Origin of the sequence: Methylicorpusculum oleiharenae, from assembly GCF_009828925.2 — a bacterium.
In the GTDB taxonomy this organism is placed as follows: domain Bacteria; phylum Pseudomonadota; class Gammaproteobacteria; order Methylococcales; family Methylomonadaceae; genus Methylicorpusculum; species Methylicorpusculum oleiharenae.
Genome location: NZ_WUTY02000001.1, coordinates 3,081,121 through 3,105,327, shown reverse-complemented (window position 1 = coordinate 3,105,327; position 24,207 = coordinate 3,081,121). Strand labels below are relative to the sequence as shown.

Below are 24,207 nucleotides of genomic sequence, written 5' to 3'. Positions count from 1 at the left end.
CTTATAACAGGGCGAGCATCGACTCGCCCTGCCTCTTTGAATCTCATAACGCTAACTTCGACAGGCCAAGTTAGAGCTCTCTCACTCTCAAATCAGCTCAACATGCCCGCTTTGATAATAAAGGCTTCCACATCGGCAAGGCCATGGCCGGTTTTCAGATTGGTAAATATGAAAGGTCGTTCGCCGCGCATTTTTTTGGCATCCCGGTCCATAACTTCGAGCGACGCTCCGACATAAGGCGCGAGATCGATTTTGTTGATCACCAGTAAATCGGAACGGGTAATGCCCGGCCCGCCTTTCCGGGGAATTTTGTCGCCTGCCGACACATCAATCACATAAAGTGTCAGATCAGCCAGCTCGGGACTGAATGTCGCACTCAGATTATCGCCGCCACTCTCGACCATAACAAAATCAAGGTTGCCCCAGCGTTCGCATAATTCTTCAACAGCAGCAAGATTCATGGAGGCGTCTTCGCGGATTGCCGTATGAGGACAACCGCCGGTTTCCACGCCCATGATCCGGTCTTCCGGCAAGGCCTGACTGCGAATTAAAAATTGCTGATCTTCACGCGTGTAAATATCGTTTGTCACGACACCGATCTCAAAGTTGTCGCGCATTTTTTTACACAACGCATCAACCAACGCCGTTTTACCGGAACCCACCGGGCCGCCTATGCCTACTCTTAATACTTGTTTGTCATTCATTTTATGTCTCTCGGTAAAACGTTGGATTTAAATAATTTCAGGAACGGAATAATCGCGAATATTGCATTTCATGACGACTACTGGCCAACGCTAACCCAAACACGCTACCGCCTATTTCGTCATCGTGGATGGTGATTGCCTGCTGCACCAACTCAGGAAGTTGAGCGGCCAATTGCATCAGTAATTTTTGACCCGACACTTGGCCTAGCGGCACCAATTTCACCGCGCACAGTACCTGGTTTTCCAGCCAGCCCCACAGATAGCCGGCAATCGCATCGGTTTTGGTAATTTGCCAACGTACTGCCGCCAAACTGAATAATGTCGCAAGCGTCGCATCAGGACGCCGCAACCAGGCTTGCGCTTCGACGATTTCCAGCTTGTCCAACAAACGGGCCAAAGCTTGGCCGGTTTGGCGATCTTCACTGCGCAACTCGGCCGTTTCCCGGCAAGCAATCAGCGCCTGGCTCCAGTGGTCGACGGCATGACGGTCATCGTGTTGCCAGGCATCGTATAAACGCGCCAAAATGGGTGCATCGACGCGGGCTAAGCCCTCAACAAGCAGACCCGTTAACCAGGCAGCCGCGTCAACATCAGTGACTACCCAACCGTCGGTCACAGCACTTTCCATCCCCTGCGAATAGCTGTACATGCCGATGGGCAAGCCCGGACTGACCAATTGCAGCAATCTTAGCAGCGCAATATCAGTGCCCATGACCATGATAAGCGCCGGCTTCAGGTTCAAAAGGGAGGGTTTGGTGTTCAACGGCCAAACCCAAGCCGACCAGCATTTGATCGAGTACATGATCGGCCAAAAAACGCAATTCATTTGGCAGGATTTGCAACGCAATATGACGGTTACCGAGGTGGTAGCAGGCTCTTGCCAACAACAAAGGATCTTCGCATTTAACGACCGACAGCTCTTCCGGAGCCGCGTCCACTCGCACTTTAAAGCCCTGACTGTTGGTCAATATCGCGCCGTGGCGCAGGGTGTGTCCGCGTGGCAAAAATACGCCGACGTGTCTTCCACCTTGAGTGACCGCAGGCTGTCTCGATTTTTGGCGGGCATCGTAGGGGAGAGTCAGGGTATCGTCGGGTTGTTCATTTGTTGTAGTGGTTTCGGTGAGTTTTAACATTGTTTCTTTGATTGTTGTGTTTGTTGGGTTGGGCGATAGCCGTAACCGAACATTAATGACTCAGACTAAATATTCGCCTTCGCTGTTATCGTGTCGCTATCGCGACGATTCTTTTAATGTCGGTTCTCGGACCGACAGCCGAGGTACTTTCTTTTGCGTCGCCAAAAGAAAGTACCCAAAGAAAAGGCGACCCGGATTCCTCCTTAATCCTGCGCTTCTCGCTTTTGACGAGGGTTTTCAGAAGGGGCTTCCCAGCCCCTCTGAAAACGAGCGGCATCCCTGCCGCTCCCCTAACGGGCTGATCCCGCCAAAAACTGAGATGCTCGGGGCGGAATAACGGGAAACCCACTCTCACTCAATCGAAAACAATTTTAGTTGAGTAATAATAAAAACCAGCCTATAACCTCTTGAGTTATTCAAGAGCATTAGCCATTTTCACAATGTTTTGATATTGCAGGATGGATTTAAAGTTGGTAATAAGACTGGAAATTAAATTAATTTTAAATTCATTAGAATCATAATCAAGAGAGTTTAAATAATTTCTAACTTCTTCATGAGATATAAATAAATTTTGAATATAAATATTAATCAATTCAGCTGCTGTATAGTAGTTTGTGTAAACTCTTATGTTGTATTTTGCGCTTCCTATTTCGTTTAAAATATCTTGATTATTTCTATCAGAAAAGAATTTTTCAAAATGGGATGGATATTTTGCATCAAGCATTATTAGAAATATAAGAAAGTCAAAATGTACATCAACAGTTTTATCAAGAAATGAACTTTCAATAGCTTTAAATCTTTCAAAGCATTGCTTGCATGTTCGTAAATCAAGACCAAAGGAATTGGAAAATAAAGAAAAAATTAAAATTTTCTCAGAATTAGTATTTTGGAGGCAAACAAGAGTTTTTGTATTTTTACCATGATGGTGAGAGCCGCCACTAGCATTAACTCTATACTGAAAATAATTGGCAATTTGTTTGTAGTCAGAAAAAAGCATGGTTATAAAACTTACACTATCCGGTTTTGGTAGTGTATAAATTTGATCAAAGAATCTTCTTAAATAAATTTCGCCATTAAATTCATGACCATATATGGCTTTAACAGAGTGACTTAGTTGAGTAGTATCAGTTGCAATTACAAAAATAACATTATCTATATCGAAAATGTGTTTAATTTTTTCTAATAGATCAATTGCAAAAATAGGCCTGCATCTATCAAGTTCGTCAATGAATATAAATAAGGGTTTCTTTAAATTCTTGGATTTAGTTAATTCATCTAAAAGTGATGAAATCGATTTTTTGAAATCCTCAATTACTGCTGTGGTTTGTTCATGGCTTTTTATGAGAGCCTCGGTCAACTCACTGGATAGATCAGTTAATGTATCTTCGGTCTCTTCCCCAATTTTAGAAAGCTCGCTTAGTCCGTTCTCGCCAATATATTTCTTAAGTATCCCTTTTACAATTGTTGGGGATAGTTTTCTTATAATATCGCCTGATTTTTTTAGGAAGTTCTTACTTGCTTGTTTGTGCTTGATATTGTCATCTAATGAAATCAAATGGCTAATTAAACAAGAAATAAGGGAAATTAAGGGTTCGTTACTGTAGTCATTTTGCCACGCATTGAAATAGACAGCAGGATGGGTTTCCTTAATATCGTCAAACCATTTTTGTAAAAAAAATGTCTTACCAGAACCCCAAGGGCCGTTGATATTTATAACTTCAGAAGTATTTTTGTTTTCAAGATAATTTGTAAGAAACAAAGCGTATTTTCTTCTTTGTAGAAAATCCCCGTCCCATTCAATCAAGTTATTCATGGCTTTAATTAATAATGTGTAAATAGACCAGTTCGTAGGATGTGCTGAACATAGTGAAGCGCATCGATCGCGAACGATGCGCCTCATGTCGTCGGCAGCATCGTACAACATATTCACGTAATCTAACTCGCAAAATCACTAACAGATTTTCAGCCTGCGACGGGGTTATTCCCATGATGCCGCCCCGAGCATCGCAGCTTTTGGCGAGAATAGCCCGTTAGGGGAGCGGCAGGGATGCCGCTCGTTTTCAGAGGGGCAAGGAAGCCCCTTCTGAAAACCCTCAGCAAAAGTAAGAAGCGCAGGATTAAGGCGGAATCCGGGTCGCCTTTTCTTTGGGTACTTTCTTTTGGCGACGCAAAAGAAAGTACCTCGGTTGTCGGTCCGAGAACCGACATTAAAACAGCCGTCACAATAGTGACACCTTCTCACAAGTCAACAACTACCCTTCAACACGAACGATGCGCCTCCTAGCGTCGGCAGCATCCTACAACTTATTCATTTTGATCTCTACCAATTCCCAGCAACGGGTTTACTCCCGTTATTCCGCAATCAAAACAAAAAATACCGTTGTGCCATGGGTAGAATATCAACAGGTTCACAAGTCAACAGCATTCCGTCAGCCCGAACGGAATAGGTTTGGGGATCGACTTCCATCACAGGTTGATAATGATTGTGGATTAAATCCTTTTTGCCGATCGTCCGGGTGCCCGATACGATCCCAATGATTTTTTTCAGCTTTAAGGCACTGGCCACATCCGCATCAACGGCAGCTTCAGGCAAGAAGATCATTGATGTAGCTGCCGCAGCATCCCCTAAAGATCCGAACATGGGGCGGTAATGAACCGGCTGCGGTGTCGGGATTGAGGCATTGGGGTCACCCATGGGCGCCGCCGCAATGAATCCGCCTTTTAAAATCAGACTGGGTTTGACACCGAAAAATGCCGGTTGCCAAAGCACCAAATCAGCCAGCTTTCCCACTTCGATTGAGCCGACTTCATGAGCAATGCCATGACTGATCGCCGGGTTGATCGTATATTTGGCGATATAACGTTTGATACGAAAATTATCATTTTTCCCGTTATCTTCCGCCAGACTGCCGCGCTGAGCTTTCATTTTATGTGCAGTCTGCCAGGTGCGAATAACCACTTCACCGACCCGGCCCATGGCTTGAGAATCGGATGAAATCATCGAAAATGCGCCCAAATCATGCAGAATATCCTCAGCAGCAATAGTTTCGCGGCGAATGCGCGACTCGGCGAATGCTACATCTTCGGGAATGCCCGGATCAAGATGGTGACAGACCATCAGCATATCCAAATGCTCATCCACGGTATTAATGGTATAAGGCCGGGTCGGATTGGTCGAAGACGGCAACACATTGCCCTGACCGCAAGCTCTAATGATATCCGGAGCATGGCCGCCACCGGCCCCTTCGGTATGATAAGTATGGATAGTCCGGCCTTTGAACGCGGCGAACGTATCCTCGACAAAACCGGATTCGTTTAAGGTGTCGGTGTGAATGGCCACCTGAACATCGAAGCGTTCAGCCACCGATAAACAGCAATCGATGGCCGCAGGCGTGGTACCCCAATCCTCATGAAGTTTCAAGCCCATCACGCCGGCTCGGATCTGTTCTTCCAGCGCGCCGGGCAAGCTGGCATTACCTTTGCCGAGCAAGCCGAAATTCATCGGCAAACCGTCAAGCGACTGCAGCATGCGGTGAATGTTCCAGGGACCCGGCGTGCAGGTTGTCGCGTTGGTGCCGGTCGCAGGCCCGGTGCCGCCGCCTATCATTGTGGTCACGCCGGACATCAGTGCTTCCTCTATTTGTTGCGGACAAATAAAATGGATATGTGCATCGATACCACCCGCCGTTAGTATCTGCCCTTCTCCGGCGATTATTTCGGTACCGGGTCCGATGATGATATCGACACCATCCTGCACATCGGGATTGCCTGCTTTGCCTATCCCCGCGATACGGCCGTTTTTGACGCCGACATCCGCTTTTATGATGCCCCAATAATCGACAATCAAGGCATTGGTAATCACCAGATCCATCGCTATCGATGAATCAACCTGACTTTGCCCCATGCCGTCTCGTATGACTTTGCCGCCGCCGAATTTGACTTCATCCCCATAAATCGTGCGGTCGTCTTCAACTTCCAAAAACAGCCCGGTATCGGCCAGACGAACTTTGTCTCCGGTAGTCGGCCCAAACATATCGGCATAGGCCTGACGGCTTATTTTACTCATGACTGTCCTCCAATATGCCCATGACTTCCTGACGAAATCCGTAGATTCTGCGCAAACCGCCAAAAGCAGTGAGTTGAACCTCACGCTCTTGACCGGGCTCAAAACGGACTGCAGTGCCGGCCGGAATATCCAGACGAAACCCCAGTGCTTTGGCTCTATCAAAAGTCAAAGCCGGATTGGTTTCGTAAAAATGATAATGCGAACCGACCTGTATTGGCCGGTCCCCGGTATTGGAGATGATTAAACGGATGGTTTTTCGTCCGGCGTTCAGTTCGATATCGCCGTCAGCTGTGATGATTTCACCGGGAATCATGGCGTAACCTATTTATTCAATGGGATTATGAACGGTAACTAATTTGGTTCCGTCCGGAAACGTGGCTTCAACCTGAACATCGGGCAGCATCTCGCAAACCCCTTCCATGACATCATCACGGTTCAGCAGCGTTCTGCCGAATTCCATCAGTTCCGCGACAGTCCGGCCATCTCGCGCACCTTCCATAATGGCGGCAGAAATAAAAGCGACCGTTTCCGGATAATTGAGTTTCAAGCCCCGCGCCTTTCGGCGTTCAGCTAATAAGGCTGCAGTAAAAATGAGCAGCTTGTCTTTTTCGCGTGGTGTTAATTGCATAGTGATACCTGTCGCTATGGCCTGGATTAATGGTGATAATTGAAGTTAGATAACGGATGAGGACTGTCAACTGATGCTCTTGAACCGGTTAGATTTAAATCATAACTCAGGTCGCCCAGATGCGTGGAGAGCACACCGGTTTTCCGGTAACGTCAGGACGAATCAATGCCCAAACCCGGTTAAAAAACAATCGTAACAAATCCGCTCGGGCGTCTATGGCTCTGCAAATCAGCATATCATCAATTCGGGTAACGCCCCGGTCAGGATCATCTCCTATTAACGCCTGCACGCCTGCCAGTGCTTGCGCTGAGGCAGGACCGGCAACCATAATACCGCAGGCAGACTGGCCGTTGAGCCCCCATCGGGCTGCAAATGCCTTTGCATCCAGGCGTGAACGTTCCAGAAAAAAAGGCTGGTGATCACGAAAAATACGCCACTGTAAATCGGCTTCACCGCTGGTAAAAGCCTCTCTGGCAGCGGGCCGGCCCAATACATTGATTTCCCAGGCAATCATTTTCGAACCGGGTTCCAGATTGATCGCAATCCCGGAAGACAGACGCGCGCCTTCATAGATAATGGTTTCCTGCGGTAGCCATTCCAGACAGGCGCCTTTGGCGACTGACAAATTAAACGACTGCCGTGCAAAATCACCCTCACTGCGGTAGAACTTTCCAGCTGCCGGTGTCGTGATCAGAGCATGGCTGCCTGCCTTAACGTCAACATCGATAGTCAGCCTGTCTCCTGCAACGACGCCGCCCGGAGGGTGCAGCACGTAAACATGGCACGCATCACCTTCAGGATAAAAAGGTCGTTGTACCGTTAAAGGGCCTTTGTATTTGCGGCCGGACAACACCGTTCTGTCCTTCGTCCGTTCAAAAACCAGTGCTAACTCGGCCTGCCAGCCAGAACCGGAAGGCTGGCTGGCTGAAACATAGCCCGAATCAAACACCCGCCACCAATAACGTGACGCCGACCACTGTGTACATCAAACCCAAACCTGTTCTGGCAAATTTCAACAAACCGGGGCTTAACAGACAGGTCAGTAATCCCAAGCCATGTAAAACGGCCGTTGCGATTAAGAAACCTGCCGCATAGCCTATTTTGTCGGCGTCAGCACTGATCTCTGCGGCATGAACATAGCCATGACTCAAAGCAAAAAGCCCTGTCAAAGCAGCCGCCCAAACCAGTTTTGTCTGCCAATTGCGCCAGACGATCACACCACAAGCCAATACTGACAGAGCAATCCAGATTTCCGGAACCATCAAAGGCATACCCGAAAAAGCAAGCAAGGCACCTGCTGCCATCACCGACAGGAAGACCAGCGGCAAAACCCATATTGAACGGCCATGCTGGGAAGTTGCCCAGAGTCCAATCGCAAACATCACCAAAAGATGATCCGCACCGGAAAATGGATGCCCGAATCCCTGTTCAAAATCATGAACCACACTCAAGCCGGTATGCGCAGATACGGATAATGGTAAAAGAAACAGCACGGCGAGCGCCGAAGTTTCAGTCAATTTCAATTTCATAGATTCACCTCGTGGATCAAAAACAGGTTAAACACAGGATGTCGCATCTGAAAGTCCGGATGATAAAAACATCCGGCACACCTGTTATGGTATATCAATTCGCTGTCAGATCATCATTTCAACAAGATAAAATCTTAACTGATGAGTCATAACCTGCTTTCAGAAAAGCAACAAAGCAAAGGTAATGCTCCGTGCAGATTATGGTTGGCGATAGCCAGCCCAACATTTGCTGAATAATTACAAAACCTTAACCAAACACACCGTTCAAACCGTCAAATACCGCTTGACCATGGTTTCATTGAGTTCTTCCATTGCGCCGGTTGCAACTGACCGACCGCGTTCCATGATGCAAAAACGGTCGGCTACTTTTCGGGCGAATGGTAGTTTTTGTTCAACCAGCAACACAGTCACCCCCAGCTCCTTGTTGATTTTTGCGATGGCCTGATGCACTTCATCCTTGGGCTTGACGTCAGCCGCAGTTAAAGGGGATGCAATCCCTTTAGATTTGTTTAAACGCATAATCACATCGCCGATTTCACTGACAATGTTAGGTTGTATGCCTTCGGTCGGTTCATCCAGAATCAACAAGCGAGGATTGAGCACCAAGGCCCGGCCAATCGCCAGTTGCTGCTGCTGACCGCCTGATAAATCGCCACCACGGCGGTTCAACATTTGTTTCAGCACCGGGAATATCTCGAAAATATGTTCAGGTATCGACTTGATGCCCAATTTACGCGCAGCACGCAGTCCAGTCTTCAGATTTTCTTCAACCGTCAACAGCGGAAAAATCTCCCGGCCCTGAGGCACGAAACCGATTCCCATTGCGGCACGGTGTTCCGCTTTTGCCGACACCAGCGGCTGGCCTTCAAACATAATCTGACCGGCTTTGACCGGCGTCAGGCCCATGATGCATTTAAGCAGTGTGGTCTTACCGACACCGTTGCGCCCCATCAAGCAGACACAGGCGCCTTGCGGCACATCCAGATTCAGATCCCATAATGTATGACTTTCGCCATAGTATTGATCTAACGAAGTAATTGTCAGCATCATTCCCCCAAATAAACCTGAATCACACGCGGATCATTTTGCACTTCATCCATCGTGCCTTCCGTCAACACAGAGCCTTCGTGCAATACCGTGACTTTATTGGCAATTGACCGGACAAATTCCATATCATGTTCTACGACCACAATCGAGCGCTCCCCTTTCAGTGACAATAACAGCTCAGCCGTTCTGTCGATTTCCTGATGCGTCATACCGGCCACCGGCTCATCAACCAGCATGACTTTAGGTTCCTGCATCAACAACATGCCGATTTCCAGCCATTGTTTCTGTCCGTGTGAAAGCGCTCCGGCCCGCTGCCGGTTAAGTTCCGACAAGCCTATCGTTTTAAGGACATGGTCAATTTTATCCAGCTCTTCCGAATTGAGGCGATAAAGCAGCGTTGACCACACTTTTTTATTGGCTTTCAGCGCTAATTCGAGATTTTCGAACACACTGAGCTGTTCAAAGACACTGGGTTTTTGAAATTTACGGCAAATGCCCGCTTCAGCAATAGACGCCTCATCCATTTTCAACAAATCGATCGTTTGCCCAAAAAAGACGGCGCCGGTATCCGGCCGGGTCTTACCGGTAATGACATCCATCAAGGTCGTCTTTCCGGCTCCGTTCGGTCCGATCAGACAACGAAGCTCACCATCATCAATATACAAGGACAGTTTGTTCAGCGCTCTGAAACCATCGAAACTGACGCTGACATCTTCCAGATACAGAATGGGACCGTGCGTAGTATCGATTTCGCCTTCATAGAAAGGGCGACCGACTTTGACGGACTCGTCATTAGCCGGTTCAAGAGTAATATCAATCATGCCTCAGCCTCCCGCCGTTTGCGCAATAACCCGGCAATGCCATCGGGTAACAATACGGTCACCAGAATAAATGCCGCCCCCAAACTGAACAGCCAGATTTCCGGCATCAACCCGGTCAACACGGTTTTGCTGAAATTCACCAATACCGCACCGATAATGGCACCGTACAATGAACCCCGACCACCCATTGCAACCCAGACAACAATCTCCAACGAATTTAACGGTGAAAACTCACTGGGGTTGATGATGCCGACCTGAGGTACATACAAAGCACCGGCAATTCCGGCCAGCATGGCAGAAAATACGAATAGCCACAGTTTGAACATTTCGACTCGATAGCCCAAAAAGCGAACCCTGGACTCCTGATCACGAATCGCTGTCACGACTCGTCCCAGCTTGGTATTGACCAGCCAGCGGCTGAACAGAAACGCGGCGATCAGAATCGATCCGGATAGAAACAACAAGGTGAGCCTGACCGCTTCCGATTGAATATTAAAACCCAAAATGTCCTTGAAATCGGTCAGTCCATTGTTGCCGCCGAAGCCCATTTCATTGCGGAAAAAAGCCAGCATCAGTGCGTAAGTCAAAGCCTGGGTGATAATGGAGAGATAAACGCCGGTGACCCGCGAGCGAAAAGCCAGCCAACCGAAGACAAAAGCCAGCAAACCCGGCACCAGCATGACCATCAGCATGGCAAACCAGAAGTGATCAAAGCCGAACCAGTACCAGGGTAATTCCTTCCAATTCAAAAACACCATAAAATCGGGCAACAGCGGATCTGCATAAACGCCCCGAGTACCGATTTGACGCATCAAATACATACCCATTGCATAACCGCCCAACGCGAAAAATGCGCCCTGCCCCAATACCAAAATACCGCAATAGCCCCAGACCAGATCCAGCGATAAACCCACCAGCGCAAAAGTCAGGTATTTGCCCAGCAATGAGACGGTATAAGCTGAAAAATGCAGCGCCGAATCGACCGGAAAAATCAAATTAAATAACGGTACGATTAGAGTCACACCGGCAATCAGCGCAAGGACCACCGCACCTGTTTTGTCATTACTGAATAACAGCGATTTCATTTGGCCTCCACTGCGCGACCATTTTGCGGGAATAATCCGCTGGGACGTTTTTGTATGAACAGAATGATAAAGACCAGCACCAAAATTTTGGCCAATACGGCCCCTGCGTAAGGCTCGAGAATTTTATTGGCAATTCCTAGCGAAAAACCGGCAACCAGTGTGCCCCATAGATTACCGACCCCACCAAACACCACGACCATAAAAGAGTCAACAATATACGCCTGACCCAGATTTGGCCCGACATTGGTAATCTGGCTCAGTGCAACGCCGGCGACACCGGCAATTCCGGAACCCAGACCAAACGTCATCGCATCGACCTTATCGGTAGGTATCCCCATTACCTTGGCCATACCCCGATTCTGCGCAACCGCACGCACTTCCAGACCCAGCCGGGTGCGTTTGAGAATCTGCAGCAACAGGACGAAAACCATCAAACAAAACACCAAAATATAAAACCGGTTCCAGGTCAGTGACAGAAAATCATTAATTTGTAATGACCCGCTCATCCACTCGGGCGTCGTAACACTGCGATTCAAAGGCGAAAATATCGAGCGTACCGTTTGTTGTAAAAATAAGCTGACGCCAAACGTTGCAAGCAGCGTCTCCAGCGGACGGCCGTATAAAAACCGGATAATCCCACGCTCAATCGCAATGCCTACCAAACCAGATATCAAAAAGGCAGCGGGAATCGCCATGACAATCGATAAACCCAAATGATCGGGCATCATTTGTTGAATGACATAGGTGGTGTAAGCACCTAGCATCATCAACTCGCCGTGTGCCATATTGATGACGCCCATAACCCCAAAAGTAATCGCCAATCCGATGGCCGCCAACACCAGCACCGCGCCGAGACTCAAGCCAAAAAACAGCGTTTCCAGGATGCTGTAGAATTGAATTCGGGCATTGATTTCAGACAAGATCAGTTTTGCCTGTTTTCTGACATCGGCATCAGTTTCCTGGTATTGACCGGAGCTGTCTTTTTCCATCAATACATTCAGGCGATTGACGACTTCCTGATTGTTAAAATTCTTCAGCGTGACTAAAGCGGTCAAACGAACGGCTTTGTCTTCGCTCTTTAAATCCTTCAACGCAAAAATCATTTGCATCGCTTCCAGAACCGTTTCATCGCGTTCTGTTGTTTCCATTTGCCTGAGTAAAGCCAGCGTATTGTCATCGGTCGCCTTGATCAAGCCATTGACCGCTGCCAGTCTTACTGAGGTATCTTCAGACTTCAATTCAAGCTGTCCAATCAATTTACGGAGTTTGACCCGAATCGTGTTGGTCAGATTTATCTTGTTCACTTCGGAACGGGGTTTATTGCCCAGATCTTCTCCAGTTATCGCATCAATAAGTTGAAAACCCTCACTGACCTCGCTGGCAATGACCAGTTGCTCATTACTGGCAACCTGATATAACTTTCCGTTGAGGAGGGCCTGCAAAACAGTCAAGGTTCTAGGATGATTCACCTCACCCAGTTGCTCCAAAGCCTGTTCTCTGTCTTGCATAGCCCCTTGTTTCAAGCGATTTAAACTATCCAGTAAGGTAACCTGAGGGTTCATTTCCTGGCTATTAGCCTGTCCCACCCATAAACAAACAAGCAGTGTCAGAGCTAACCACCCATTAAATCGTTTCGGTGAATTCGCTTTCATAATTTCTCCAAAATTTCTTACCGGCATGTGTGTGAGATAACGCCTATTGAGCTCTACTGCTAGTTCGCGTTAACTCCCTTTAAGATTGCGGTATTTCCGCCATCCCAGGCGATCAAGGTGAAGGTTGGGTTTTGCGTTAAAGCCGTAACCCAACCTTTCGAAGACATGACAGGTCAGGTTTAACCTTTTCAACTATTCAGTATTTTTGTTGGATGGGCGCAGACTCTTGATTTCCAGGAGTCTTGAAGTCATTCCTGTAAATCTTAAGTCTGCGCCCTGTAAGAGCCTTGCTGAACAGCGAATAACCTTTTAAAGATCGATCAATAATTCTGACCGGAGCATTTCTTGGTTTCAGTGTTGAAATTTCCGCAACTGATAGGCGGGGTCCAGTCGGCAATAATCGGTTTGCTTTCCGGCAGGAAATCAGACCAGGCGTCCCCTTCTACAACCTTGTTGGTCTGCCATACGGTCAAAAATTGTCCGTCTTCCTGAATTTCGCCGATCAATACCGGTTTGCTGATGTGATGATTTGGCAGCATTTTGGACATACCGCCAGTAAGGTTAGGGTATTCAACGCCGATAATGGCTTTTTGTACGGCATCAGGATCGGTGGTACCGGCTTTCTCTACCGCTTTCACCCACATGTTGAAACCGATGTAATGCGCTTCCATAGGATCATTGGTCACCCGTTTTGGATTTTTGATGTAGTCTTTCCATTGTTGGATAAACGCCGCGTTCTTGGTGGTATCAACACTCATAAAGTAGTTCCATGCCGCCAAATGACCGACCAATGGCTTGGTATCAATCCCTGACAGTTCTTCTTCTCCTACTGAAAATGCAACCACCGGAATATCTTCAGCAGAGATGCCCTGGTTTCCCAATTCTTTGTAAAAAGGAATGTTGGCATCGCCATTGATGGTTGAAACGACAGCAGTCTTTTTGCCGGCAGATCCGAATTTTTTGATATCGGCCACAATGCTTTGCCAATCCGAATGACCGAACGGCGTGTAGTTGATCATGATGTCCTTTTCATCAACGCCTTTGGCTTTCAGATACGCTTCCAGAATCTTGTTCGTGGTGCGCGGATAAACGTAATCGGTTCCAGCGAGCACCCAACGCTGGGCTTTTAGATCATTCATCAAATAATCGACAGCTGGAATCGCTTGCTGGTTAGGCGCGGCGCCAGTGTAAAACACGTTTTTCGATGACTCTTCACCTTCATACTGAACCGGATAGAACAACACACCGTTTAACTCTTCGATAACCGGCAATACCGATTTGCGAGAAACCGATGTCCAGCAGCCGAAAATGGCAGCAACCTTATCCTTGGTCAATAACTCTCTGGCTTTTTCAGCAAACAAAGGCCAGTTGGAAGCAGGGTCGACGACGACCGGCTCCAGCTTTTTACCCAGCAAACCACCCTTTTTGTTTTGTTCTTCAATCAGCATCAGCATAGTGTCTTTCAGTGTGGTCTCGCTGATGGCCATCGTGCCGGATAAGGAATGTAAAACACCGACCTTGATGGTTTCTTCAGCAACCGCTGCCCCGGCACCGGTCAATAAAGTGACCACAATGCTCATTTGAGTCAATGTGCGTAAAGATATATCAATTATCTTCATAAAAAGCTCCGATTATGAATGCAGGAAAATAAGAAATGCAGCAGAGTCAGCAACTCGCTTAAATTTGATATTGGAAATTAAGAGAAACCGCATTGACGCTATCGCCATCGGCATCAGTGGAATAATCAAGACCTTTTTCCATTCTGTCTCCATAGAGCCAACTGAGACCAACCCGGGCATTGTGACCGTCGATGACATAATTGACGCCCAACTCATACACATTTCTATCCGTGCTGTTGTTCGGCATCGTGTTGACATAACGGACGAACGGCTGAATCAGGCCGATACCGACTTTTTGCGGGAACAGATACATGGCACTTACATCGTAGGCATCACCTTCGAACATTGTGAAACCACCACCTGCATCGCGCGATGTCAGGCTATAACCGTCAGAAATCTCGTAATTTTTATACTCACCGTTCAAGGTAATAACACCACCGTTACCCAATACTTTTTCCATTAAAACGTCAACGGAAGTTGCGCGCATATTGCCGGCGTCGGACGAAGTACCCGCACCATCTTCTTGGTACTGATTCGATACTGCCAAGGTCAGAATGTCTCCGCCTTTTCCGTAATACGTGCCTGAAGTGTAATAACCCGGATTTTTTTCAACTTCCCAGAAGTTATAGGCAACCCGTTGGGCATAAAGCAGATTGTCATCCTTGTTTGCGCCGCCTCTCAAGCCCTGAAAGACCCCTAAGGCGTATTGAAAACGACCGCTAAAAAAGGCACCCCAAACGGTAGCACCGTCATCCCGGCCAAACGATCCGGCCGAAGTCCCGTTATCCCGGATAGTTGTATTGAAATCGGAAGGTTCAAAGGGTGTTCCGACACTGTAAATGTTATAAACACTGCTGTAGAAAGGACCGTTCATTTCACGGCGTTCGGCAGGAACCAGCATACGGCCTACCCAAAGGTTATACATCGGATCGATCTCAAACTTGCCGATCGCATCCAGCAATCGAACTTCGCCGCCATCGTTACAGGTTTGACATTCCGTGTTGATCTCCAGCTTGATATACTCATGGATCTGAGCGTTTAAATACAAACGCAAATTGTCCACAGTAAAATCATTAGACCATTTACTGCCGTCCGCCTTGGACTCTTGAGCAAAAAAACTGGTTCGCAAACCGGCACCCAGACTCAGCCATTTGGTATCATCAATTTTGAACGTCGCACCCGCTAGGGATACGGACGAATATCCTGCAACAGCAGCAGTTAGTAACACGGACGGCCAATAACTGCGAAAAGGTTTGTGTGCTTTATGCTCGTATAAACCACTCATGGTAAGCCCCCAAAATAATAAGCTCGGTTGTTGAATCCACATCGAAACGATGCAAACAAAGCCATAAACGCTCGGCTGATGAGGATTATTTGAGGACAGGGAAATTTACACAATGCGTCAAATAACTCATCAGTTAAATGACGTATTGGCTAAAAATGCGTTTGATTTTAAATTGGAAAGATTTAAAGAAATCTATGACCCCTGGATAAAGCACCGCATCATCCGGGAGTAAAATGGAAAGAGGCTTTCTTCGCGTTAGTGTTGAAAGGACTTCAATGCCGTCATTCCGGCATGGATTTCCGGAGCCGTTAGACCGCCTAAGCGAATCCAGGTCACAAGATGGTGAAAATTCTTACTCACGTCTACACACAGTGGTCTATGTTGGACGTCCCATCAACCACCCATTGGGTAAACGGCTTTACGAACACAGGCTTGATAGATTAAGCAGCCGATGGAAACGATTTTCATGGTTTGGGCTTCTTGATGTGACGGAGGATGGCAATCTACGCGAATCAGCTCTCAATATACCCTCGTAGATCGAAATTCGGCACCGTGGTGCCCATCAAAAGACGCCGTAAATACATCCATGCTGGCAAAGTCTTTGCCGAACAACCCGTTGCCTCCTTAGGCACTGCCGAAACTTGAAGTGCGAAAGGTATATGTCGTTAGCGGCGCTTGTTGCAACACTTGAATCATTGTTGATAGAAGCGCTTGAGCCGCCGCAAAACAGAAAACGCGGAGATGATTTTGCTATTGAATACATTCAGGGCATTGATCCTGAATTAAAAGAAAGAGAAATACAAAATACCCTTCGTTAAATAGAACAAAAAATGCGCGGTGGATCGTGATTAACTTTTAAAGCCAATGCAAAACACCGGTTATCCCTGATTTGAGTTTTACGTCATTTCGCCGGAATAGCCTGGTAAGTTTGGCTTGGTGATTAACAAGCGTATTACGTAGAAGAGATCAATGCCCGTGATTGAAGCACCTTTGAATAATCGTAACTGTTCAGCGGAGCATCAAAACAACAGTGATGCACCCTGTAGGTTGCGGTTGGCGATAGCCAACCCAACATTTCAAGGCCAGGGAGTTAATTGTTGGGTTGCGAAAAGCAGCAACCCAACCTGCACTGAAAAATCACTATAAATCAAGCATAAACCGGTTGAAAGGCCTGTTCGGGATTGGCGACCGGTCCGTTGCCGTCCCAATAAGGCGACAGTTTTCTTAATGTTGCAGCAATACCTGGCATGACTTTCAAGACTTCGTCGACTTCGCTCATCGTGTTATAACGGGAAAACGAGAACCTGATCGTTCCATGGGCCGCTGTATAAGGAATCTGCATGGCCCGCATCACATGCGAGGGTTCCAAAGAACCCGAAGTACAGGCAGAACCACTGGATGCGGCGATACCTGCTTTATTCAGCAGCATCAATATCGATTCACCTTCTATATATTCAAACGCAATATCGGTGGTGTTAGGCAAACGGTTGTCCAAATCACCGGTAATAAAGCAATGCGGAATCTGCTCAACGATGCCCTGCTCCAGGCGATCGCGCATCGCTTTAACCTGGATGTTTTCATATTCCATAAATTCCATCGCCAGTTCGCAGGCTTTTCCCAAACCGACGATAGACGCCGAGTTTTCGGTGCCCGCACGGCGTCCTCGTTCCTGATGCCCGCCGCGAAGCATTGGGCGATAACGTGTACCTCTGCGTAAATACAGCACGCCAATGCCTTTGGGGGCATGCAATTTATGCCCGGAGATCGACAACATGTCAATTTTGGTATCTTGCAGCATCATCGGTATTTTGCCCACTGCCTGCACGGCATCGGTATGAAACATCACGCCGGCTTCATGCGCCATTTCAGCCATTTCAACCACCGGAAAAATCGTTCCGGTTTCGTTGTTTGCCCACATCACTGAGACAATCGCGACCTGATCGGACAGTAATTTTTTGTAAGCTTCAAGATTGAGACGACCGCATTTATCCACCGGTAAACGATGAATCGTATAACCTTCTTTTTCCAGATGTTCACACAGATTCAAAATCGCCGGATGCTCAACCATCGTGGTGATGATCTCTTTTTTATTCGGCTGGGCTTTGATTGCCGAGAGAATGGCCGTGGAGTCTGATTCGGTTCCGCAAGAAGTGAATATAATTTCCGAATCGTGTTCAGCGCCTATCAGTTGCTGAACCTGACTGCGGGCATGTTTTATGCCTCTGGCAACGCCATCGGCAAATTTATGGATGGACGAAGGATTACCGAATTGCTCGGTAAAATACGGAATCATCACATCGACCACAGCACTGTCCACTTTGGTCGTGGCATTGTTATCCAGATAGATATCAGGCATGACTGGCCTCCTGTATCGTCACTAATTTGGGCATTTGCGAGGCAGGCACTACCTTGATGAATTCACCCAGGACTTCCATCAAACGCTGCTGAATACCGGCAATCGTCATAGCAGCCATCTGGCAACCGTTGCAGGCCCCGGTCATATTGACGTAGGCCGTGTTTTCGACCACTTCGACCAGCTCCACGTCGCCACCGTCCGCCATCAATTGCGGCCTTAATGAATCCAGCACCGCTTCAATTTTTTTGATCCGCTGCAAGTTGGTCAATGGTTTTTTCTCGGCGATAACCGGTGTCTCTATGGGCGCCGCATCCGGATTGAAACTTTCACCGCGTTCTTTCAATACCCGCTCAAGAATATTTTCTATATCTTCATGACACGCCGCGCAACCGCCGCCCGCCTTGGTGAAATTGGTAACATCCTCTACCGTTCTAAGTTTATTGGCCCAGACCATTTCTTCAATCATGACGGCATCAATCGCAAAACATTTACAGATCAATGCGCCCTCTTCATGATCGTCTTTCCATTCTTCTCCGCGATAATTGGCAACAGCGGCCTGCAATGCTTCGCGGCCCATTACCGAACAATGCATTTTTTCAGGCGGTAGGCCATCCAGTTCCTGCGCGATATCCTGATTGCTGACTTTAAGCGCATCATCCAGGGTCATGCCTTTAATGATTTCGGTCAATACCGATGAAGAAGCAATCGCTGATCCGCAACCGAATGTTTGAAATCCCGCTTCCTCGATGACTTCAGTATCTTCATTGACTTTCAGTGTCAATCTCAATGCATCGCCGCAACTGATGGAGCCCACTTCCCCGATGGCATTCGCCCCGACAACCGCACCTGCATTTTTTGGATTAAAAAAATGATCTTTAACTTTGTCTGAATAATCCCACATGGCTATTTCCTCGGTATCTTTAAGAACAGGTTTTAGTGGGTGCGCCGTTATCGGTGGTCGTAAACGACGAGCCGCACGCACAGCTTTTCACCGCGTTGGGATTGGTAAATTTGAAACCGGAGCCATCAAGACTGTCGATAAAATCGATAGACATGCCATCCAGCATGGGCAAGCTGATGGGATCGATCAAAACTTTAACTTCCCCGCAATCGATTTCGGTATCGCCTTCATTTTTTTGTGATTCCAGTTTCAGACCGTATTGCATCCCCGAACAGCCACCATCGCTGACCTCAATACGCAGTCCTGCCGAGGGTTTATCGGAACTAGTAATAAACCGGCCGACTGCCTTAATGGCGTTTTCAGTTAATGTAATCATCGTAAATCTCCAGGAAAGTTTGGCATTGATTTTGTAGTTATCCTAAGCAACGCCCATGCCAGACAGTTAAGTCACTCGTAAGTCACTGATAGTAGCCATTAAGTGCTAAATCCTAGTGATGTCAGGCGGGGCTGTTTAACAACAATCGAAACAATATGTAGCATCTGCTACAAAATCCAACCGGGAGACCAACGTGAACATAAATGACCTGGATATAGGCGATGTCGTCTACGCAGCAAAAGACATTACCGACGACGGCTCCATGCCGGAAAGCACTGAAGGCGAAACGCTGGCCCAAGCCGGTGCCAGAGGCGTTATCGTCATGAAAGGCCATATTGAAGAAACACCCGAAAGCCATGTGTTTTTGGTACGTTTTGAGGATGAAACCCTGACTTTGGGCAGGCCTATCGGCTGTTGGGAGGAAGATTTAATGAGTGAGGCGGGATAAGTTGTGAATGCCGCGTAACGCTGTAGTTGTCTTAGCTTGAGAAATTAACATTACATAGGTTGGGTTAGCTCGCGTCTAACCCAACCTGCAATGATCAAGACATCAGGCCGCTTTTTCGGCCAGGGTATATTCCAGAAAATCAGCGCAATCGGCGGCTATGATTTCAAACCCTAAGCGTTTGCAATAGCGTATTTCCTTGTCTGTGGGATTTTTGCGTAAAACCCAACCTTTGGGTTCTGCGGCGGAATAAACGATATCGCTCATCACCATCCGTTCGGAATCCCGATTCAACGGCAGGCCCATCAATAAATATTTTTTACCGATGCGGTATTCCTTTAAAAAATCAGGAATCGCAAATCCTCCCATCAGTTCGGTAATGTAATCGACATAATCGGCATCTGAGGCAATGTAATTGGAAATTGGCCGGGGCGTCCCCATCGGTTTGAATAAAACCGGCAGATTTTTATTGACGGCGGTTTGTTCGATTTCCGCATACTCACTGCCGTTATAATGAAAAATCTTGAAGCGGTATTGAGCTGCCGTGATGCGAGCCACACCCACGATCAAGGTATGCTCTGTGTCCGCATAGCTATCCTGCAATTGAGTATCCCGATTGACATCGACCACATATTGAGGGCGCCAGCTTGCAAGCCAGTCGTGCACTGAAGCTCTTCCCCACTGCCCTTCTGCATAAAGTTTATCCAGAAAACCGGTAACGTAATTACGGCCGCGTTTCAACTCGCGGTTCATCGCCGCTCTGGGAAACTCATACATCAACTTGGGCGCCATCGGCTGCCCGTCATTCATTGCCAGAATCAGACTGTTACTGTCGGCTGGAATCGGTTCACCGGTGATTTTATGCTTGGAATCATATAAAACGCCAGGCCCTAAATAGGGCACGACTTTATTCTCGTAAAGACCGTTTAAAATTTCTGCAAATACATCGCTAGTCATGGTGAGCTCCCGCTTGAATGGTTATTTATCAGCACTGAGCAATTTTTAAACCAATCCTGATAGATCAGCCTGAACAGGCTATTAAACGGGGCGTTTGAAATAAAAGGAACAGTATCTAAACATCACCTTTACGACATAACAGCAAGGAATGTGTGGTTTAGTACAAACATGACTCAAGTGCGGGACTGGGTATACAGCGCGCTTTGACACGCCAACACCCAAGTCTCAAAATACAGAATGTCAGTTATGACGGCTGAGACTCCGCAAACTTAAGAAGTTCATGGGTTTGCGAGCGAATTTGTGCTGCAACCAGGGGAGACAGTTGTGCTAGCCAGCGCGCGGGTATGCCTTGCACACCGTATCTCGCACCTGCCAGCATACCGGCCAGCGCGCCAGTCGTATCGGCATCACCGCCCTGATTGACGGTAGCAATGAGGCAGGATTCGAAGCTGTCCGAATTGAAAAAATAATGCAGAATAGTCTGTACAGTTTCGACAATATAACCCGAGGCGTTGCCCGAATAAGGGCTGTAGGCAAAGTCGCCGTGCTGATTGATCAACCATTCGGCCTCTTGATAACACGCGTCCTTATCCTGTCCATGAATCAAGCGATTGACCATGCGACCCAGCGCCAAAGTCGCCGCATCAGACAAGGGGTTGTGGTGAGTAATGTGACATTGCTGCAGGCTCCATTTCTCGAAATAATCAGGCCTGTTCAGGGTAGCCAAGACCACCGGCAGATTGCGCATACACGCGCCGTTTCCTGCTTCATCATCACGCGGTAAACCGGATAACTCGCCCGTATCCCGGTAGCGCACTATACCGCGTCTGCAAGTAATACCTATATCCGGCGGATCGCTTTCCAGCCAGCTGACAAAATTGTCCGCAGCAGCACTGAGGTTCCAAGACTGATGGTCGATAATCGCCTGCCCCAACGCCAGCGACATTTGCGTATCATCGGTCACTTCGCCGGCAGGTAAGGCCAACCAGCCGCCGCCGGTTATTTCTTTATGAATGCCGTAGCGATTTTGAATTTGTTTCGGCGATAAAAACTCTACCGTCGCGCCCAACGCGTCACCGCAGGCAAAACCCAGATAAGCGCCCAATGCTCTATCTATTAGTTCTTGTTCAGCCATTTTTTCCTCGCTTTACCGTTGCAAGTTGACCCGGTAATCACCGCCGATGACCAAGTACTCGGATTCACCTCGTAAGGCATGATGAGGTAACAGTTCATTAAAAAAAATCAGCTTAACCATAGGCACTTCAACCTTCAGAATATAGGAGCCGAATTCGCTGGCGATACTGCGACGGTCGGTAAAGGAAACAACGTTATTGAAACGTATGATTTTTTGATGCTTGTTTTCGTCTTCTATAATCCAGTCATCCAAATCATTGACGCCACGATAAAGGGTTTTGTGGGTTGTTGCCGGAATTCGGAAGCGTTCGACAACCCACTGACAAAATTCATAGAGAAGATCCAGCTGCATATAGATGCAATTATTATGATAACGGCTGTTCATCTTTTCCTCGATATAACTTAGCCAAGGTTTGCCGATGAAACTGGCTATAGGCTGTTTATGATAGGTTGGAAACAGCCCGAAGCGACTTTCTACCCAGCCTTTGAGTACAGCACCCTGCGCATTATTGGAATCCAGCCCCCAATCCTGAATCAGTCTGAGATAACTATTACGATAGCGCCGCCTGCCGGAGGCATCATCGCCCAACCGTTGCTCCGTTTCAAAACCAAATACGACACACATGTAATCCTGAAACAGCTGGCCGCAGTCATCGGGCGTAGTTTGTCCAATTAATTGCTCAAATAAACCCGAAGCCGACTCGCGAGTTCCGGCAATATGTAGTGGCTTGGGATTTTCATTAAAGAGTGTGCTGGCGATACATGCTGTTGCAACACCAATCAAGTTGGTGCTGTGACAATATTCAGAAATATTATGCATCGGGCCGATGGTTAACTGTTCGGGGAAAATGTGCGACCTATCATACACTAGCAGTGGATCTTAGGGCGAACGGGCACAGGTTGAAAATAAACCCAGCCCTATTATTTCCCATTTCCAAAAAAGGCTACGAATCCAGACCTGAACCTGTTCACTTAGTCACTATGCGTTCTGTAGTTGCTAAAGCCTGATTTAAGCCGTGCCGTGAAGCGGCGTCGGCTTGGACGAACTGTTAGACGGACTCTAGTTGCTTCAAGGTCTTGCCGCTAGGGAGATTAGCAAGACAAGAGGCCATTTTATGCGCTAAAAGGTGCGAAATTCCGACATAAAATACGAATATTCGAATACTCTAATGAATATTCAAAAAATAGGGCTTCTCGCTATGCTATTCTCGGACAGGTTCCTAGTTAGCTTCGCCTGCCCTCCCTCTTCAAACCGTGCATGCGCTATTAACGCACACGGCTTTCCGATGCTCTTCATACCAAAGCATGCGCACTTCCCCGACTCATGTTTCCCAGCTCGTCTGAGGATATCGCGCCTGCGCACTCAACCTTCGATTGCGCAACATGACCGGTTTCTTGCTTGGCTTTGGCATACAGCTTCCTCTGAAGCGTCCTGATCGTATCAGGGGTGTCTAGCAACATGGTAATCCCCCAATCCTCCGCTCTTCGGTTGCGCGAACAAAGCAGGATCCCTTCCCTCGGTCTGGTTTATGTTGTCCCAAGGCCTCAAACGGTACTATGAACCGCTACGACCTATTGCGCTTTCGTTTCCTTATACGCAATAGTCGATGGCCTCCCCACCACCGCAACGGGTCTCCAGCACTGGGCAATAAATCTTCAAGAACATGCCGACCCTGCTACCACAGGAGTCGATGAATGCCACTTCCGTTATTTCAGCATTCATCCATCGGCCTTCCCCTTCTGACCACAGGGTCGGCTCCTCCAATTCGTTTACGAGGCTACGTGTAGGTTCACTTGCGTTACGGCCTGCACTCTTGCTGTTTGGAAACTTACGACACCGTGTTACCACGGCTGCCGCTTCCTCATACTACCAAGGCGTACGGACAATTCCTTGGACGGGACTTTAACCCGCTAGATTTACTGCTGTTATTGCGAACGGTCAAGCCATGGAAGCACTCAATTGCGAGCAGAGTCGTGTGGGGAAGTAGTAGACAGCGTCCCTGCAGCCCACTACTTCTCCACACTCTCGGACCTCGCGACCCGAAACTCAACGGTTCTATAACAGGTTGAAGAGAATGATTCGCAAGACAGAGAAATCAAAAAATGCCAAAATTTGCTTGAGGGATTGGTTTGGCATTGACTACGACAGGTAATGGTGACCCCGCTCTCTGTGATGAGCAATGTACGTTACCGTACAGAACTCATCCATTTGTTAAGCGTAAAGTTTGAAGCTGATGAGGCAAATTAATTTATTCATTAAACACAAACCTGTTAGGGGGAGTTATGGGTATTGAAGTAGGCGGTTTTCTGGGTCTTGTTGTGCTTGTACTGGACATCTGGGCCATAATTAGCATTGTAAAAAGTGGTGCTTCAACTGGATCGCAAGTTTTATGGGTGATTTTGATTTTATTGCTGCCCGTTGTCGGTCTGATACTTTGGTGGTTTGCGGGACCGAAAGGGAGTTAACCG

General features: G+C 47.6%; 24 protein-coding genes. 3 read left to right on the top strand and 21 right to left on the bottom strand.

The window, feature by feature from the left end; translation table 11 throughout:
• Positions 1–92: 92 nt before the first annotated feature.
• From ureG to GO003_RS13955, 15 genes are all read right to left on the bottom strand, one after another.
• Positions 93–704, bottom strand: coding sequence for an urease accessory protein UreG (ureG, locus tag GO003_RS14025; protein WP_159652778.1), 612 nt, complete (start codon positions 702–704; stop codon positions 93–95).
• Between the two features lie 37 nt (positions 705–741).
• Positions 742–1,416, bottom strand: coding sequence for an urease accessory protein UreF (locus tag GO003_RS14020; RefSeq protein ID WP_159652796.1), 675 nt, complete (start codon positions 1,414–1,416; stop codon positions 742–744).
• Positions 1,406–1,837 (bottom strand): urease accessory protein UreE, encoded by a 432-nt coding sequence (gene ureE / locus GO003_RS14015; RefSeq protein WP_159652776.1) that lies wholly within the window; start codon positions 1,835–1,837, stop codon positions 1,406–1,408. The genes GO003_RS14020 and ureE overlap by 11 nt, the downstream gene beginning before the upstream one ends.
• A 412-nt stretch (positions 1,838–2,249) precedes the next feature.
• Positions 2,250–3,650 carry a KAP family P-loop NTPase fold protein gene (locus GO003_RS14010; RefSeq protein WP_159652774.1) on the bottom strand — a complete coding sequence of 467 codons (1,401 nt, stop codon included), beginning with the start codon at positions 3,648–3,650 and terminating at the stop codon, positions 2,250–2,252.
• A 549-nt stretch (positions 3,651–4,199) separates the two neighbouring features.
• Positions 4,200–5,903: an urease subunit alpha gene (ureC, locus tag GO003_RS14005; protein ID WP_159652772.1), complete on the bottom strand. Its 1,704-nt coding sequence runs from the start codon at positions 5,901–5,903 to the stop codon at positions 4,200–4,202.
• Entirely contained in the window at positions 5,896–6,216 is a 321-nt protein-coding gene (locus GO003_RS14000; RefSeq protein WP_159652770.1) for an urease subunit beta, read from the bottom strand. Before GO003_RS14000 ends, ureC begins: the two co-directional genes overlap by 8 nt.
• 12 nt (positions 6,217–6,228) lie before the next feature.
• On the bottom strand, positions 6,229–6,531 hold the full coding sequence (gene ureA, locus GO003_RS13995) for an urease subunit gamma (RefSeq protein ID WP_159652768.1): 303 nt from the start codon (positions 6,529–6,531) through the stop codon (positions 6,229–6,231).
• Between the two features lie 106 nt (positions 6,532–6,637).
• Complete coding sequence (locus GO003_RS13990; protein WP_159652765.1) at positions 6,638–7,480, bottom strand: urease accessory protein UreD; 843 nt, start codon at positions 7,478–7,480, stop codon at positions 6,638–6,640.
• Positions 7,473–8,060, bottom strand: a complete 588-nt coding sequence (locus tag GO003_RS13985; RefSeq protein WP_159652763.1) for a HupE/UreJ family protein — start codon at positions 8,058–8,060, stop codon at positions 7,473–7,475. The genes GO003_RS13990 and GO003_RS13985 overlap by 8 nt, the downstream gene beginning before the upstream one ends.
• A 264-nt stretch (positions 8,061–8,324) precedes the next feature.
• Positions 8,325–9,107, bottom strand: a complete 783-nt coding sequence (locus GO003_RS13980) for an ABC transporter ATP-binding protein (RefSeq protein ID WP_159652794.1) — start codon at positions 9,105–9,107, stop codon at positions 8,325–8,327.
• Positions 9,107–9,928: an urea ABC transporter ATP-binding protein UrtD gene (gene urtD, locus GO003_RS13975; protein ID WP_159652761.1), complete on the bottom strand. Its 822-nt coding sequence runs from the start codon at positions 9,926–9,928 to the stop codon at positions 9,107–9,109. Before urtD ends, GO003_RS13980 begins: the two co-directional genes overlap by 1 nt.
• The gene (urtC, locus tag GO003_RS13970; RefSeq protein ID WP_159652759.1) at positions 9,925–11,013 is read right to left on the bottom strand and encodes an urea ABC transporter permease subunit UrtC; all 1,089 of its coding nucleotides are present in this window, start codon (positions 11,011–11,013) and stop codon (positions 9,925–9,927) included. Before urtC ends, urtD begins: the two co-directional genes overlap by 4 nt.
• Positions 11,010–12,665, bottom strand: coding sequence for an urea ABC transporter permease subunit UrtB (urtB, locus tag GO003_RS13965; protein ID WP_159652757.1), 1,656 nt, complete (start codon positions 12,663–12,665; stop codon positions 11,010–11,012). Before urtB ends, urtC begins: the two co-directional genes overlap by 4 nt.
• Before the next feature lie 320 nt (positions 12,666–12,985).
• Positions 12,986–14,245, bottom strand: a complete 1,260-nt coding sequence (gene urtA / locus GO003_RS13960; RefSeq protein ID WP_231089199.1) for an urea ABC transporter substrate-binding protein — start codon at positions 14,243–14,245, stop codon at positions 12,986–12,988.
• Positions 14,246–14,342: 97 nt separating this feature from the next.
• On the bottom strand, positions 14,343–15,569 hold the full coding sequence (locus GO003_RS13955; protein WP_159652753.1) for a hypothetical protein: 1,227 nt from the start codon (positions 15,567–15,569) through the stop codon (positions 14,343–14,345).
• Between the two features lie 659 nt (positions 15,570–16,228).
• On the opposite strand from GO003_RS13955, the gene GO003_RS13950 reads away from it, so the two are divergent.
• Positions 16,229–16,387 carry a hypothetical protein gene (locus tag GO003_RS13950; RefSeq protein ID WP_206444584.1) on the top strand — a complete coding sequence of 53 codons (159 nt, stop codon included), beginning with the start codon at positions 16,229–16,231 and terminating at the stop codon, positions 16,385–16,387.
• Positions 16,388–16,716: 329 nt separating this feature from the next.
• Here the strand turns inward: GO003_RS13950 and nifS are convergent, their stop codons facing one another.
• From nifS to GO003_RS13935, 3 genes are read right to left on the bottom strand one after another with little or no spacing between them, the layout of a single operon-like run.
• Positions 16,717–17,925 carry a cysteine desulfurase NifS gene (gene nifS / locus GO003_RS13945; protein WP_159652751.1) on the bottom strand — a complete coding sequence of 403 codons (1,209 nt, stop codon included), beginning with the start codon at positions 17,923–17,925 and terminating at the stop codon, positions 16,717–16,719.
• Positions 17,918–18,826 carry a Fe-S cluster assembly protein NifU gene (gene nifU / locus GO003_RS13940; protein WP_159652749.1) on the bottom strand — a complete coding sequence of 303 codons (909 nt, stop codon included), beginning with the start codon at positions 18,824–18,826 and terminating at the stop codon, positions 17,918–17,920. Before nifU ends, nifS begins: the two co-directional genes overlap by 8 nt.
• A gap of 19 nt (positions 18,827–18,845) precedes the next feature.
• Complete coding sequence (locus GO003_RS13935) at positions 18,846–19,202, bottom strand: HesB/IscA family protein (RefSeq protein ID WP_159652747.1); 357 nt, start codon at positions 19,200–19,202, stop codon at positions 18,846–18,848.
• A 193-nt stretch (positions 19,203–19,395) separates the two neighbouring features.
• Here GO003_RS13935 and GO003_RS13930 point away from each other — a divergent pair, with 193 nt between their 5' ends.
• Positions 19,396–19,650 (top strand): nitrogen fixation protein NifZ, encoded by a 255-nt coding sequence (locus tag GO003_RS13930; protein WP_159652745.1) that lies wholly within the window; start codon positions 19,396–19,398, stop codon positions 19,648–19,650.
• A gap of 102 nt (positions 19,651–19,752) precedes the next feature.
• Here GO003_RS13930 and GO003_RS13925 read toward each other — a convergent pair whose 3' ends face one another.
• The 3 genes from GO003_RS13925 to GO003_RS13915 all read right to left on the bottom strand — a co-directional run bounded on the left by GO003_RS13925 (position 19,753) and on the right by GO003_RS13915 (position 22,558).
• On the bottom strand, positions 19,753–20,604 hold the full coding sequence (locus GO003_RS13925) for an SIR2 family protein (protein WP_159652743.1): 852 nt from the start codon (positions 20,602–20,604) through the stop codon (positions 19,753–19,755).
• Positions 20,605–20,848: 244 nt separating this feature from the next.
• Positions 20,849–21,739: an ADP-ribosyl-[dinitrogen reductase] hydrolase gene (gene draG, locus GO003_RS13920; RefSeq protein ID WP_159652741.1), complete on the bottom strand. Its 891-nt coding sequence runs from the start codon at positions 21,737–21,739 to the stop codon at positions 20,849–20,851.
• Between the two features lie 12 nt (positions 21,740–21,751).
• Positions 21,752–22,558 (bottom strand): NAD(+)--dinitrogen-reductase ADP-D-ribosyltransferase, encoded by an 807-nt coding sequence (locus GO003_RS13915; protein WP_159652739.1) that lies wholly within the window; start codon positions 22,556–22,558, stop codon positions 21,752–21,754.
• A 1,463-nt stretch (positions 22,559–24,021) separates the two neighbouring features.
• Here GO003_RS13915 and GO003_RS13910 point away from each other — a divergent pair.
• Positions 24,022–24,204 (top strand): PLDc N-terminal domain-containing protein, encoded by a 183-nt coding sequence (locus GO003_RS13910; protein ID WP_159652737.1) that lies wholly within the window; start codon positions 24,022–24,024, stop codon positions 24,202–24,204.
• Positions 24,205–24,207 lie beyond the last annotated feature (3 nt).